At 59.7% G+C, this 14075-nt stretch carries 15 protein-coding genes and 1 tRNA gene; 11 read left to right on the top strand and 5 right to left on the bottom strand.

Features of this window, described 5'->3' with window-relative positions:
* Nucleotides 1-45: 45 nt before the first annotated feature.
* Nucleotides 46-231: a hypothetical protein gene (locus AACH39_RS16540; RefSeq protein ID WP_215777406.1), complete on the top strand. Its 186-nt coding sequence runs from the start codon at nt 46-48 to the stop codon at nt 229-231.
* 333 nt (nt 232-564) lie between these two features.
* Nucleotides 565-641 (top strand) — tRNA-Met (locus tag AACH39_RS16545).
* Nucleotides 642-766: 125 nt separating this feature from the next.
* Here AACH39_RS16545 and AACH39_RS16550 read toward each other — a convergent pair.
* From AACH39_RS16550 to yaaA, 3 genes are all read right to left on the bottom strand, one after another.
* Nucleotides 767-1120 (bottom strand): PqqD family peptide modification chaperone, encoded by a 354-nt coding sequence (locus AACH39_RS16550; protein ID WP_215777404.1) that lies wholly within the window; start codon nt 1118-1120, stop codon nt 767-769.
* Between the two features lie 13 nt (nt 1121-1133).
* Nucleotides 1134-3062, bottom strand: coding sequence for an oligopeptide transporter, OPT family (locus AACH39_RS16555; protein ID WP_215777402.1), 1929 nt, complete (start codon nt 3060-3062; stop codon nt 1134-1136).
* Nucleotides 3063-4099: 1037 nt separating this feature from the next.
* Nucleotides 4100-4876, bottom strand: coding sequence for a peroxide stress protein YaaA (yaaA, locus tag AACH39_RS16560; RefSeq protein WP_338620604.1), 777 nt, complete (start codon nt 4874-4876; stop codon nt 4100-4102).
* A 78-nt stretch (nt 4877-4954) separates the two neighbouring features.
* Between yaaA and dtd the strand changes: the two genes are divergently transcribed.
* Nucleotides 4955-5407, top strand: coding sequence for a D-aminoacyl-tRNA deacylase (gene dtd / locus AACH39_RS16565; RefSeq protein ID WP_338621286.1), 453 nt, complete (start codon nt 4955-4957; stop codon nt 5405-5407).
* A 58-nt stretch (nt 5408-5465) separates the two neighbouring features.
* Nucleotides 5466-6227: a transporter substrate-binding domain-containing protein gene (locus AACH39_RS16570; RefSeq protein WP_215777397.1), complete on the top strand. Its 762-nt coding sequence runs from the start codon at nt 5466-5468 to the stop codon at nt 6225-6227.
* 59 nt (nt 6228-6286) lie between these two features.
* On the opposite strand, the gene AACH39_RS16575 is transcribed toward AACH39_RS16570, so the two are convergent.
* The gene (locus tag AACH39_RS16575) at nt 6287-8146 is read right to left on the bottom strand and encodes a LysM peptidoglycan-binding domain-containing protein (RefSeq protein ID WP_338620605.1); all 1860 of its coding nucleotides are present in this window, start codon (nt 8144-8146) and stop codon (nt 6287-6289) included.
* A 416-nt stretch (nt 8147-8562) separates the two neighbouring features.
* The gene (gene gloB / locus AACH39_RS16580) at nt 8563-9333 is read right to left on the bottom strand and encodes a hydroxyacylglutathione hydrolase (protein ID WP_338620606.1); all 771 of its coding nucleotides are present in this window, start codon (nt 9331-9333) and stop codon (nt 8563-8565) included.
* Between the two features lie 21 nt (nt 9334-9354).
* Here gloB and AACH39_RS16585 point away from each other — a divergent pair, with 21 nt between their 5' ends.
* The 7 genes from AACH39_RS16585 to phoU all read left to right on the top strand — a co-directional run bounded on the left by AACH39_RS16585 (nt 9355) and on the right by phoU (nt 13982).
* Nucleotides 9355-10086, top strand: coding sequence for a methyltransferase domain-containing protein (locus tag AACH39_RS16585; RefSeq protein WP_215777391.1), 732 nt, complete (start codon nt 9355-9357; stop codon nt 10084-10086).
* Entirely contained in the window at nt 10083-10523 is a 441-nt protein-coding gene (gene rnhA / locus AACH39_RS16590; protein WP_215777388.1) for a ribonuclease HI, read from the top strand. Before AACH39_RS16585 ends, rnhA begins: the two co-directional genes overlap by 4 nt.
* A gap of 35 nt (nt 10524-10558) precedes the next feature.
* Nucleotides 10559-11278: a DNA polymerase III subunit epsilon gene (gene dnaQ, locus AACH39_RS16595; protein WP_215777386.1), complete on the top strand. Its 720-nt coding sequence runs from the start codon at nt 10559-10561 to the stop codon at nt 11276-11278.
* On the top strand, nt 11275-11958 hold the full coding sequence (gene ispD / locus AACH39_RS16600) for a 2-C-methyl-D-erythritol 4-phosphate cytidylyltransferase (protein ID WP_215777384.1): 684 nt from the start codon (nt 11275-11277) through the stop codon (nt 11956-11958). The genes dnaQ and ispD overlap by 4 nt, the downstream gene beginning before the upstream one ends.
* Nucleotides 11955-12437, top strand: coding sequence for a 2-C-methyl-D-erythritol 2,4-cyclodiphosphate synthase (gene ispF / locus AACH39_RS16605; RefSeq protein ID WP_215777381.1), 483 nt, complete (start codon nt 11955-11957; stop codon nt 12435-12437). The genes ispD and ispF overlap by 4 nt, the downstream gene beginning before the upstream one ends.
* An 85-nt stretch (nt 12438-12522) precedes the next feature.
* Nucleotides 12523-13182, top strand: coding sequence for a ribose-5-phosphate isomerase RpiA (rpiA, locus tag AACH39_RS16610; protein ID WP_215777379.1), 660 nt, complete (start codon nt 12523-12525; stop codon nt 13180-13182).
* A 95-nt stretch (nt 13183-13277) separates the two neighbouring features.
* Nucleotides 13278-13982: a phosphate signaling complex protein PhoU gene (phoU, locus tag AACH39_RS16615; RefSeq protein WP_215777376.1), complete on the top strand. Its 705-nt coding sequence runs from the start codon at nt 13278-13280 to the stop codon at nt 13980-13982.
* Nucleotides 13983-14075 lie beyond the last annotated feature (93 nt).

Consider the following 14075-nt stretch of genomic DNA (forward strand, 5'->3'; position numbering starts at 1 on the left):
TCGTAAATACACAGTTTTTGATGGACCATAATAAAAAGGTGAAATATGAAAATCAGCCAATTGCAACCCGGTCACAAGATTCTTGAGCATCGCGACAGCGGTGAAGTGATTCATTACGAAGTCGTCAGCGTCTCCCAGGTGGGCAAGATGTTTGAAGTGACCTTCCGTACGGTTTCCGGTCTGGCATCGGCCTTGTATCCGGCCAACGCATTCATTTCCGCGGCCGCCTGAGCGACCGTCACGACCGACCGCTCCGCGTCGGTTTTTCCTCCGTTTCAACCGTCATCCCGTTCTCCCCTCCCGGCTGCTGTCGCGAGGGGATTTTCATGTCGTACAGATAAAAAAATGGCCGCGCGTGGCGGCCATGACAAGAGGGTTACTACGGATGCAGAGAGATAACAAGCGACCTCACGCCTCCCGAGAAATCCGGTGAGCCGATGTCACTGTCTCCAATATAGGGGGGCACTGTTGCTGGATTATGTAGCCCAAGTAAACGTCAGGTAAAAATAATCCAGATATTTCTGGACAGTCAGATCCTTCAATGTTAAGATGATTTTCTTATGACGCGGGGTGGAGCAGTCTGGTAGCTCGTCGGGCTCATAACCCGAAGGTCGTAGGTTCAAATCCTGCCCCCGCAACCAAGAATTCCAAAAAACCCGTTACGCTTGCGTAACGGGTTTTTGCTTTTGTGTCTCTGCAAGGGCAGGCAGGCAAGAAAAAAGCGGATTGTCCGGGGACAATCCGCTTTGCTCGTCTGGCGGGGCATTCAGTCTTGCTGAACAGCCTTCCGGACAATGAAGCGTTCATTCTTCTCGATGTGATTCAGGAACATCAGCAGGCGTTCGTACAGCGGATTGGCCTGATCGCCAAACCTTGCTGCCATCAGCTCGCCAATTTCCTGCACCGTCCGCGTGCCATCAATGCTGAGAAACGCATGGCTGGCCTGGTCATCCAGCGAAGTGCGGCGATAAGCCGGAATCTTGAATTTCAGCTTGCGTACGAAACGCTGGATCCAGTGATCCTGCTTGCGCAGGATCGTGACGATGCGGCGGTCATCGATCTCGTAATCCAGTCCGGCCTTGATTTCGTAAACCACGTCCAGTGGATTGTTGTGTTCCATGACCGCCTCCTGCTTACTTCTCAGCCTGATGATGCGAGGTCTTGGCGAGTACCAGCGGCAGAACCGTCAGCACGCACAGGACCGCCAGCAGCACGATGGCCATTTCATTGCTGGCCACAAAGCCCACCGGATCCTTCAGGTTGATGATGCCGGATACCTGCAGGATGATGCCGATCAGACCGATGATCGAACCACCGGCTACCAGGCCGGACGACAGGCTGACGCCGTGCGCCACCTTGGCATCTTTTTCTGCTTCGCTCTTGGCGGTCTTTTCGACAATCACGCGCAGCAGCGAACCCACCAGGATGATCGAGGTGGTGGAGATCGGCAGGTAGAAACCGATGGCGATGGTCATGATCGGCAGTTCCAGGAAGAACAGTACCAGTGCCATGAACACACCGACGAAGATCATCACCCACGGCAGCTTGCCGGACATGATGCCCGAGGTCAGGGTGGCCATCAGGTTGGCTTGCGGCAGACCGAACTGGGCATCCGCGCCCGTGTTGGCCAGCTGCTTGGACAGCACCATGATGGTACCAACGACCACGATGACACCAACGATACTGGCCAGCGCGTAGAAGCGCTGCATTTCGTTCTTGCTGCCGCCGATGATGTAGGTCACCTTCTGGGTCTGCATGTAGCCACCGGCGATGGAGACGGCCACAACGATCAGGCTGCCGAACAGCAGCAGTGCCTTGTTGTCGGCCAGGCCATGCCAGCCCATGCTGACGAAGGTCATGGTGACGATCACCAGCGAGGCGATGGTCATGCCGGATACCGGCAGGTTGGAGGTACCGATGGTACCGGTCAGACGACCCGAAACGATCACGAACAGTACCATCAGGATCAGGCACAGTACGGTACCGATGATGGCCATGGCCACATTGCCTTCGGAGCCGACGAAGCCGGCCACAAAGGAAATCACGGCACCGGCCAGCAGGATCTTCAGGAACTGGGTGTCCTTGCTGTCACCGGCACTGGTCTTGGCGCCCAGGGTTTCCTTGATGGAGCCGACGATGACCGGGATCAGCTTGATGGCACCGATAATGCCACCGCACAGCATCATGCCAGCGCCGATGTACTTGACGTACGAGCTGGCAATGACGCCAACCGGCATGCCTTGAACGGCCACATGACCCTTGTTCCATACCATCAGACCCGGGGCAGCCATGTCAGAGAAGTAGCCGATCAGCGGGATGATGGCGAAGTTCGACATGATCGAGCCGGCGAACATGGTCAGCGAGATCTTCAGACCGACGATGAAGCCGATACCCAGCAGCAGCGGGTTGACTTCCATTTCGAAGCGGTACTTGTAGGCCTGGGTGCCAATGTAGCTCATGACATTGTTGACCCAGCCGAAGACTGCGCTGGTCACGGCGGTGATCACGCCACCGATGCCGAAGCCGATACCCATGTACTTGAGCGATTCACCACCGGAGTCAGATGCCACCAGGGTTTCCGAGATGGCCATCGATTCCGGATACATCAGCGAGCCATGCTCGTCGACGATCAGGTAGTTGTGAACGATCGAGGCAACACCAATCCCGAACAGTACACCGCCCACACCGGCCAGCAGGCCTTCGAGGAAGGAGAACTGACTGCCGATCAGCAGGATCGACGGCAGGACGAAGATCATACCGCTGGCAACCGATTCACCCGCGCTGGACATACCTTGAATCAGGTTCTTGCCCAGGATGCCGTTCTTTCTGGCGAACATGTTCACCAGACCGGTACCCAGAATGGCGCCAGGGATCCCCGCCGCGACGGTCAGACCGGCCTTCATGCCCGAGTAAGCCGTCGATGCAGCAAAGACGGCAGCGAGAATCAGACCGATGATGAAGACGACCATGCCTCCACCGAGCGTGGAGGTGCCTGTGACGTAAGGAACATAGTCCTTACCGGCCATGCCTCCATATGCACCTTTCGGCAGCTCTTTTTTCATTTGTGACTCCGTGATATCCAAACAATTGAATGAGCCAGGCGACAGGGGCATCTCATCTGGGGCAGCGGCTGGTACGGCTGAACCGCTGACCTGTGTATCAGTAAAGCTTCCCTGTGCCAGTGTGTTGCCTGGCTAGCCGTGATGGGGCAGACAGCGAGTACGGCCACTACCCCATTTCGGACAGGTGCGATGCTAACGCGCTTTGGCCGATTCCGACAGCCGTGGAAAATCCTGTCAGTCAGCCTTTGGCGAAGAATTTTCCCTGTCGATTGGCTGACCGTGCTGCCAGCCCGGCGAGTAGCGGACCCGGCCGCGGTTCCGCTGCCAGGCGCTGTGGGCTCCCCATGTCAGATCAGGCGTGCGTGTAATGCGCCCAGCGAATTTTTGCATGCGTTTTTTGCATGAATGTCACCGCTTCACCAGACCGCCGCCTGCGGCGCGTGACGGTCAGTGCGTTGTTTTGCAACTTTATGAATTTGAAAGAGAAATTTGACTTTGCGGCCTTGGGGGCGTGGCAGGGAAGGCCGTTTGTCTGACACGAACGGCAGCGAGAGGGCCGGGAAATATGATTAATGTCAGATGTTGGTGACATGACGCAGCGCCATGCCGACAGGATCAGTCTCTGAAAGTTCACCCTGCACAGGGCGAGACCACGATGATCATCCGTTTCCGGGCGCCGATCCGCTCGTGGAGCATGCCGGGTTTCCACAGATGGGGGCAGTGTCTGCGCCGCACCAGTCTGCCTTGCTGTCATGGCTCAAAAATGAACCTGTATGTCGCAAAAACATAAATCGTTTTTTGATTATGTTGCATGGAAGCCGCGTATTGCTGTCTCTGCGGCTCGCTGATGAAATCAACCAGATGATTCCCCTCCCTTGGTAGCATCTGGCCAGATTAATCAATTGTTTGGCAGGATGCTGCGCAATGCCTGCCTTGGTGCGGCGAGGGGCGAAATGCCCGCGGCGCATATCGGGCGGTTCGGGAGGGGGGGCGCCGGATGTCAGGACGATCAGATGTTGTGTGGCGGGTGATGCCGATCAGCCCGCGTGGTCGCGGCGGAAAACCCACTGATCGTCGTCAGACGCGGCCTGGCAGAAAGCATAGCCTTCGGCATCGAAGGCTTTGAGTTGCTCCGGATCGTCGATCTGGCGATCTACCGCCCAGCGCACCATCAGGCCGCGTGCGCGCTTGGCATGGAAGCTGACCACCTTGTACTGCGCCCCCTTCAGATCCTGAAAGACCGGTGTGACGATGCGCACGCCCAGTTTGGCGGTTTTGACCGACTTGAAGTACTCGTTGGAGGCCAGGTTGACCAGCACCGGCACCGGGTCCTGCGCCAGGCGTGCCTTGAGCTGCTCGGTGATTTGCTCACCCCAGAAGGCGTACAGATCCTTGCCGCGCGGATTGGCCAGCCGGGTGCCCATTTCCAGCCGGTAGGCCTGCATCAGGTCCAGCGGCCGCAGGCAACCGTACAGACCGGACAGAATGCGCAAGTGATCTTGCAGCCAGCTCAGTTGCTGCTCATTCAGACTGGCGGCATCCAGCCCCTCGTAGACATCACCCATGAAGGCCAGTACAGCCTGCTTGGCATTTTCCGGGGTAAACGGGGGCTGCCAGTCGTGGAAGCGACCGACATTCAGCACGGCCAGGGCATCGCTGATCGACATCAGTGCGGCCAGGTCAGCCGGAGACAGGGTACGCAGAACGCGGATCAGTTCCGCGCTCTGGTTCAGCAGCTCGGGCTGGCTGAATTGTGCAGTGTGGGCGGGCGTATCGTAGTCCAGGGTTTTGGCCGGAGAAATCACCATTAACATGGTTGGGTCCTTCATTGGATTGACTGGCAAACTGTCTGGCATTCTATAAGCTGTTTTGATTTGGAAAAAGGATTAATGATGCGGGCATTGCTGCAAAGGGTGTCGTGTGCCTCGGTCACCGTCGATGGCCGGGAAACTGGGCGGATCGGCACGGGGCTGCTGGTGCTGGTCGGTATTGAAGCGGCGGATGGCGAGGCGGATATCGACTGGCTGTGCCGCAAGATCAGCCAGCTGCGCATCTTCAATGATGAGGCCGGTGTGATGAATCGTTCTGTGCAGGAGGTGGGGGGCGATGTGCTGGCGGTCAGCCAGTTCACACTGTATGCCAGTGTACGCAAGGGCAATCGTCCGTCTTACTCGCGTGCCGCCGCGCCGAGCATTTCTCTGCCTCTGTTCGAGCGCTTTGTTGCTGAGCTGTCGCAGGTCATGGGGCGGCCGGTACCCACCGGGGTGTTTGGGGCGGACATGCAGGTGGCGCTGGTCAATGACGGTCCGGTGACGCTGTGGCTGGACTCCAGGGATCCTGACTAGAAATATTGAATTTCAAATTGGTATGCCATACTTGAAGTCATCGCCCGGATGGACCGCCATGACCCGATATCTGCGCCGTGTGCTGCTTTGCTGCGGGCTGTCGCTGATGACTGCCGCATCGGCCGATCCTGCGCGTCTGGTTCGACTGGCCACGCTGGAGTGGCCGCCGTATAACAGTGCAGCCTTGCCGGCCGGGGGATTCAATACGGCCCTGGTGCGCGAGGCCTTGCGTCTGTCGGGCTATCGGCTGGAGGTGGTGACCCTGCCCTGGAACTCGGCGGTCTACAAGGGGCTGCACGATCCGCGTTTTGACGGCTATTTCCCGGAGTATGTCTCGCCTGCCGTGCGCCGCAACTGTTTCCTGTCGGAGCGCGCCGGCGAGAGCCCGGTGGTGCTGGCCAAGCGCACAGGCAAAGACTATCTCGTGCGCGGGGTGACGGATCTGCGGCATTATCTGGTGGGGGTGGTGAACGGCTACAACAATACCGAGGCCTTTGATGCCAATGTGGCCAAGGGCGTGCAGCGCGTCGATGTGGCCGCCTCCGATGAGCAGAATCTGGTCAAGCTGGTGCATGGCCGGGTGGATCTGATCATCATCGATCGTTATGTGATGCAATGGCTGCTGAGCAACAGCGCCCGACTGGCCGGCATCGGCAGCAAGGTGCAGACCATGGAGCCGCCGCTGCAGGTACAGGGCTTGTATGTCTGCTTCAAGCGGGAGAGCCGCGGACAAAAGCTGGCCGACCGCTTTTCTGCCGGCTTGAGGCAAATCGATGTCGATCGGTTTACTGCCGATTATCTGGCCGGCCTGCCGCATTGAGGCGCCGCCAACAAAAAAGGACTGCCAGGCAGTCCTTTTTTGTTGCGCCGACCGGCGGGTCACAGGCCGTTGATGACCACGACCTGACCAGGGTGCAGTCTGTTGAGCTGATCGGGGTCGTTCAGCTTTTGCAGCTGGGTCCGGTCAATGCCGAAGCGCCGGGCGATGCTGTAGACCGTATCGCCACGTTGCACCACATACTGTGCCGGTTGTGCCGAGGCCTGGCTGTTGCCGAGCGTGACGGCCTTGTCGGCGACATTGTCGCTGACCTGCTGACTGGCGCGGGATTTCAGCTGCAACACTTGCCCAAGGCGGACATTGTTGCTGGTCAGGCCATTGAGCAGCTTGAGGTCGGACACGGACAGGTTGTTGCGGCGAGCGATGTTGTAGAGGGTATCGCCGGGCGCCACGATGTGCTGGCTGGCCGATGCCTGTGCCATCTGCGGAACCGGATCGGCCATGGCCACGCGGATCACGTTCGGGCTGGCCGGACGGTTGCTGCCGGGGTTGTCAGAGGGGGGGGAGACAGGCTCAGCGGCCAGCGCTGCAATGGCATCCGTCGTGGCGACCCGGGTCGGGGCGCTTGCGGCGGCGGGGGCCGGGCTGCTGACGTTTGCTGACGGGGCCATGCTGACCGGCGCCGGGCTGGTGGCCTGAGCGACCAGCAGCGGCGGCGTGGCCTTGACCGGCGGCGCGACATTGACGGCCTGCGGCGCAGCGTCAGTTGTCGTGGCCGGTTCGTTCATCGCCAGCTGGGTGTCGGCGACCGGCAGAGGCTGCAGGTCATTGACGCCACTCTTCATCGAAATCAGTACCGGGCGACCTGCCGGCAGAGTACTGCTGCTCAGGTGGTTGACACTGAGCAGCTGCGCGCTGCTCATGCCGGTACGACCGGCCAGATCGACGACCGACTCGTCGCCGCTCGGGGTGTACACCTGCCAGCTCAGCAAAGGTTTGTCCCATTTGGCCAGGTTGGCCTGGAAGCGATCAACGGCATGCGTGGGCAGCAGCATCTGGCGCCCGGTCTTGTAGGCAAACACCGGCAGATTGAAGGCCGGGTTCAGCTCCATGAATTCGCTGACCGAAATGCCGGCGAGACGAGCCGCCAGATCGATGTCCATGTGGCGGCCAGGGCTGACCGCGACGAAATAGGGCTTGTAGGGGAATTTGTCCAGACGGACGCCGTAACTGGCCGGATCGGCCAGCAAATCGCGGATGGCCAGCAGCTTCGGTACGTAGCTGCGGGTCTCGGCCGGCATGCGGACGTTTTCATAGGTGACCGGCAAGCCGGCTGCCTGAGTCCGGGCAATGGACTTGGCCAGGTTGCCCTCCCCCCAGTTGTAGGCGGCGAGCGCAAAGCTCCAGTCACCGAACTGGGCATACAAGGTTTGCAGATAATCCAGTGCGGCATTGGTCGCGGCGGTGACATCGCGGCGACCGTCATACCACCAGGTCTGCTCCAGACCATACTGACGGCCCGTCATCGGCATGAATTGCCAGAGTCCGGCGGCACCAACCGGTGAAGTGGCGGAGGGCTTGAAGGCACTCTCCACCATGGGCAGCAGGGCAATTTCAGTCGGCATGCCGCGGCGTTCAACTTCGCTCAGGATGTAGAACAGGTACTTGTGACCACGGCTGAGGGTGCGTTTGAAGGCGTCGGGGTGGCTGGCGTAGTAGGCGGTCTGGCGTTTGATCAGGCTGTCATTGACTTCCGGCATCTGGAAACCCTGGCGCAATCGCTCCCAGACATTGTTGCCGTTTCGCAGCATGCTGGCGTTTTGCAGCATCATTTCCAGCCCGGCGGCCAGCCCCTGGTCGGCACTGGCTGCCAGCGGCGGCGTGTCTGCTGCCGCCTTTGCGGCCCCGGAGGCGGCAAAGAGCAACGACAAAGCAAGTGCCAACGGTTTGAATCTTTTCATTTGGCGGGCCCAGAATCTCTCATTTTTGGCCGATGCTAACCACCGTAAATGGGTGTGTCAACCTGAAAAATGCAAACAATTTCATAAGGTTTTAGCATCTGCTGGCGCAATAGCAAGCAGGACGGGCATTCCATCATTAAAAGTGTGGTATTTATCCGATAAATATACCCTCGCCGAGGGCGTCAATTTGCTTCGGACAACTTAAGAAATATTCTCGTTTGGCTGTTTAACCTGCTTCACAGATTAACCGGTGGTCTGCGGCAAAATTGTACAAATCACCGTGATTTGCCTGCGCGGGCGTCCAGGCGCGGGCCGACCGGCGCGGAGTCCGGGCCAAAGCCTTTTCCTGCCTGGCTTTCTGGCAGGGAGGGGGCCGGAGGGGAGCGGGGCGCTCTTGTGTCCGGCTCGGCAGGAGATCAAACATCTTGGCTTTTAAAGCCGTCTTTCCAGCGGCGCAATGCCGCGAATATTTCAACCTCGCTGTCCATTTTCCTGTTTTCCCGCCGTTCAATCTGCTCGCGTATAGACGGTGTGTGGCAGCGCAAAAATGGATTTGTCGCCAATTCAAGCGAGAGTCGCGAAGGTAATGTCGGCTGAGCCTGATTCCGTCGAGCCTGATCATTGGCAAGTCTTTGATTTATATCTTGGTTGAATGGCTCAATGTGCTTGGCGAATTGCAGGTTGGATAAGGTATATTCGTGCGCCGGGCACACCAGGGTTTCCGGCGGCAGGCTGGCCAGCTGGCTCAGCGAGGCGGCCATCTGGGCAGGACTGCCCTCGAACAGACGGCCACAGCCGGCGCCGAACAGGGTGTCGCCACAGAACAGCCAGGGGGCAGCGTAATAGGCCAGATGGTCCAGGGTATGGCCCGGTACCGCCATGACGGCAATGTCCAGGCCCAGGGCCCGGATCTGTCGGCCGTGATCGACGGCCAGGTCGACGCCGGGCAGGGTGGCGGGGCCGATCAGCTGCATGGCGGGAAAATGATTGCGCAGCATCGGCAGACCGCCGACATGATCGTCGTGGCGGTGTGTGATCAGGACGGTCTGCAGTTGCAACTGTTGTTGCTGCAGAAATGCCAGCAGGGGGCGCGCATCGCCCGGGTCCACCGCAAGGGCGTCCGACCCGTTGTGTAAAACCCAGATATAATTGTCGGAAAACGCCGAGACAGGAGAGAGCACAAGCATGGTGATCAGAGACCTTTCGCGATGATCAAGTCATTTTCCCAGTGGCTGACACAAAGCGAGCTGGGCCGGTATCTGCTGGCAAAGGAGCAGACGTATTTCGATCGTGCCGTGGCCGATGTGTTCGGCTATCATGCCGTGCAGATCGGGGTGCCGCAGGTCGATTTTTTACGCGAAAACCGTATCCCCTGGCAATGCCATGCCGGCCGGGACCCGGGGGCTCAGGTCGTCTGTGATCCGGCGCAGCTGCCGTTTGCCAGCGCCAGTCTGGACCTGCTGGCGCTGCCGCATGTGCTCGATTTTACCGATCAGCCGCATCAGGTGCTGCGTGAGGCCGAGCGGGTGCTGATGCCGGATGGCCGCCTGGTGCTGACCGGTTTCAATCCGGTCTCGCTCTGGGGCGTGCGCCGCATGATACAGGGGCGGTTTTATTCGCCCTGGAGCGGCAACTTCCTGCCGCTGCCGCGCATCAAGGACTGGCTGGCCCTGCTCGAACTCGAGCCGGGCGGGGGCGCTTTTCTGGCCTATGCTCCCCCCTTCGAGCGCACCGACTGGCTGGAGAACTGCCGCTTCATGGAGTCGGCCGGTGACCGCTGGTGGCCGTTGGCCGCGGGGGTTTATGGCATCGAGGCCGTCAAGCGGCGTCGCGGCATGCGCCTGATCATGCCCAAGTGGCGCAAGACCAAAGCCGGACTGATGGTGGCCGGCAAGGACCACCATCAACCGGTATCCAAGCAATCAGACAAGATCGCATGACACAACATCAGGTAGAGATTTATACCGACGGCGCCTGCAAGGGGAATCCCGGACCGGGCGGCTGGGGCGCACTGCTGCGTTATAACGGACAGGAAAAAGAGCTGTTCGGCGGCGAACCGGACACCACCAATAACCGCATGGAGCTGCGGGCGGTCATTGCGGGCCTGCAGGCCCTGACCCGTCCCTGCAGTGTCGTGGTCTATACCGACTCCCAGTATGTCAAGAACGGCATCAGCGAGTGGATCCACAACTGGAAAAAACGTGGCTGGAAAACCGCCAGCAAGGAACCGGTGAAAAACGCCGACCTGTGGCAACTGCTCGATGCCGCCCGTGAGCGGCACCAGGTCGAGTGGCGCTGGGTCAAGGGCCATGCCGGCCACGAATTCAATGAGCGGGCGGACCAACTGGCCAACCGCGGCGTCGAGTCCATTTTGTAATTTTCTGCCGCCGGGCGGCAGCGCAGGTGCATCGCATGAGACAAATCATCCTCGATACCGAAACCACCGGTCTCGAACCCTCGCAGGGCCATCGCATCATCGAGTTTGCCGGTCTGGAAATGATCAACCGCAAACTGACCGGGCGGCATCTGCATCTGTATTTCCATCCCGACCGGGCCATCGATCCGGACGCCGAGCGCGTGCATGGCATATCGCTCGACTTCCTGGCGGACAAGCCGCGCTTTTCCTCCAGCGGTCGCGAGGTGGTGGAGTTCATTCGCGGTGCCGAACTGATTATCCACAATGCACCATTTGACGTCGGCTTCCTCAACGCCGAATTCGAGCGCATCGGCATCGAGCCGGTCAAGCAGCTCTGCAGCAGCGTCATCGATACCCTGGCCATGGCGCGGGATCAGTTTCCCGGCAAGCGCAACAGCCTGGATGCCCTGTGCGACCGCTTTGACATCGATCGTTCCAATCGGACACTGCACGGCGCCCTGATCGACTGCGAGCTGCTGGCCGAAGTCTATCTGTCCATGACGCGCGGGCAGGAAAGCCTGGTCATGGACATCGAGCTGGATGATGGCCAGGACCTGCAAATGCACAGCGAAGGTTTCGAGCGCAAGCCTTTGTCGGTGCTGCGCGCCGATGACGCCGAGCTGGCCGAACATCAGCGCTATCTCGATGATCTGGACAAAATCGTCAAGGGCGCCTGTCTGTGGCGGACGCTGGAAGGCGGGGAGGGGACGGCATGACACGCTATGTGGCCCTGGTGCCCGCCGCCGGCAACGGTTCGCGTTTCGGTGCCGCCTGCCCGAAACAATATCTGCAGCTGGGTGGCCGCCCGCTGATGTGGTACACGCTGGCCACCCTGTGCGAGGTAGCGGCCATCGAACAGGTGGTGCTGATTCTCTCGCCCGGTGACGAGTGGTTTGACGACTACCAGTGGGATTTGCCCAAGCTGTCCGTCCATCGTGTTGGTGGCGCATCGCGTGCCCTGACTGTACGCAACGGCCTGGAGGCGCTGCAGCTGAGCGCTGAAGACTGGGTATTGGTGCACGACGCCGCACGTTGCTGTCTGTCGGTGGCCATGGTCGAGCGGCTGCTGAGTCAGGTCGGCGATGATGCGGTCGGCGGCCTGCTGGCCATGCCGGTACCCGATACCGTCAAGCGTGCCGACCGCGAGGGACGCGTGGCCATGACCCTGCCCCGCCAGGGGATGTGGCTGGCACAGACCCCGCAGATGTTCCGGGCCGGTACGCTGTCCCATGCCCTGGCCGGGGAGCTGGGCGACGGGGTGACCGATGAAGCGTCGGCCATCGAGCGCCTGGGACTCAAGCCGGTGCTGGTGGAGGGGGATGCCAGCAATTTCAAGGTGACCTGGCCACGTGATCTGCCGCTGGCGCGGGCCATTCTGGAGGCAAGAAAATCATGACGGACTGGCGTGTCGGACAAGGCTATGATGTGCACCGGCTGGTGCCGGGTCGCCCTCTGATGCTGGGTGGCATTGAAATCGCCCATGATCACGGCCTGCTGGGGCACTCGGATGCCGATGCCCTGTTGCATGCCATCACCGATGCCGTACTGGGCGCGGCCGGCCTGGGGGATATCGGTCGTCACTTCCCCGATACCGACGAACGCTTTCGCGGTGCGGACAGTGCCAAGCTGCTGCAGGAAGCCTATGCCCGGGTGCGTGCCGCCGGCTGGCAGCTGGTGAATGTCGATGCCACCGTGATTGCCCAGGCGCCGAAGCTGGCCGGACATATCGATGCCATGTGCGGGCGGATTGCCGCCATTCTGGCGCTCGATCCGGCCTGCGTGAATGTCAAGGGCAAGACCAATGAGAAACTGGGTTATCTTGGCCGCCAGGAAGCGATCGAGACCCAGGCCATCTGTTTGCTGCAACGCGCATGACCTGCGACATATGCCTTTTTTCATTCATCTGGGATAATGAAGTACAGTCCTGTCATAACATGAACACATTACGGGAGATTGTTGAATGTTGACCCAAGACCAGCTCAAGCTTGCAGTGGCCAAAAAGGCCCTGGAATTCATCCCGGACGAAGCCATCATCGGCGTCGGCACCGGCAGCACCGTCAATCTGTTCATCGATGAGCTGGCCAGCATCAAGGGCCGGCTCAAGGGAGCGGTCTCCAGCTCCAACGCCAGTACCGAGCGGCTCAAGGCGCACGGCATTCCGGTCTACGACCTGAATACCGTCGATCAGCTCCCGGTCTACATCGATGGCGCCGACGAGATCAATCACTACCTGCACATGATCAAGGGCGGCGGCGGTGCGCTGACGCGCGAAAAGATCGTGGCGGCCGCGGCCGATCAATACATCTGCATCGCCGACGAAAACAAATATGTCGAGATGCTCGGCGAGTTTCCGCTGCCGATCGAGGTGGTGCCGATGGCGCGCAGCTATGTTGCGCGCGAACTGGTGCGCCTGGGCGGACATCCGGAGCTGCGCAAGGATTTTGTCACTGACAACGGCAACATCATTCTGGACGTGCACGGCCTGAAAATCAGCAAACCGGTCGAACTGGAAGAGACCCTCAACCAGATCGCCGGTGTCGTCACCAACGGCCTGTTTGCCAAACGTCGTGCCGACGTGTTGGTACTCGGCCGCCAGAGCGGTGTGGAAATTCTCAAGTAATCTCGCTGTTGATCCGGCCAGCATGAACTGTCATCTGACTGTCATCTGGCCGGTTTAAAATCCGCGTTTATCAGTTTCAAATGCATGAGGCGTAAATGGCTGAACATACTTCCAAACAGTTTGATCTCGAGCTGGAAAACGTGCGTACGCGCGTGCTGCAGATGGGCGGCCTGGTCGAGCAGCAGATCCGCTCGGCGATCGAGGCGCTGATGGCCGGCGATATCGAGAAGCTGCAGAAGGTGGTGGATCAGGATACCCAGGTCAACGCCATGGAAGTCTCCATTGACGACGACTGCACCCACATCATTGCCCGCCGCCAGCCGGCGGCCAGTGACTTGCGCATGGTGATGACGGTCATCAAGACCATTACCGATCTGGAGCGGATCGGTGACGAGGCGCAGAAAATCGCGCGCATGGGCAAGACCATTTACCAGACCGAACGTTATCAGGTGCCGCGCTTCCGTGAGATCCGCAAGATGGCCGAGGTGGCGCTGGGCATGGTGCGTCGCGCACTGGATGCCTTTGCCCGCATGGATGTCAGTGCGGCCGAGGAGCTGGAGCGCGAAGATCGCCGTCTGGACGACGATTTCAATGCCGAGCTGCGCCAGCTGATTACCTTCATGATGGAAGACCCGCGCACCATCAGCATGTCGATCGATACCCTGTTCATGGCCAAGGCCATCGAGCGTATCGGTGACCATGCCACCAATATCTCCGAGTATGTGGTCTATCTGGTCAAGGGGACGGATATCCGTCACCTGCCGCCGGAAGCCAAGCTGAATGCAGCGACGGGCGTCTGATGACGACGACGTACTAAACACAGGGGTGACGGCCTCGGCAAAACAGCGGTAACATTCGGTTGCCGCTTTTTTTATGCTTATATGATGAAGATA

Origin of the sequence: Paludibacterium flexuosum, assembly GCF_037076605.1 — a bacterium.
Classification (GTDB): Bacteria; Pseudomonadota; Gammaproteobacteria; order Burkholderiales; family Chromobacteriaceae; genus Paludibacterium.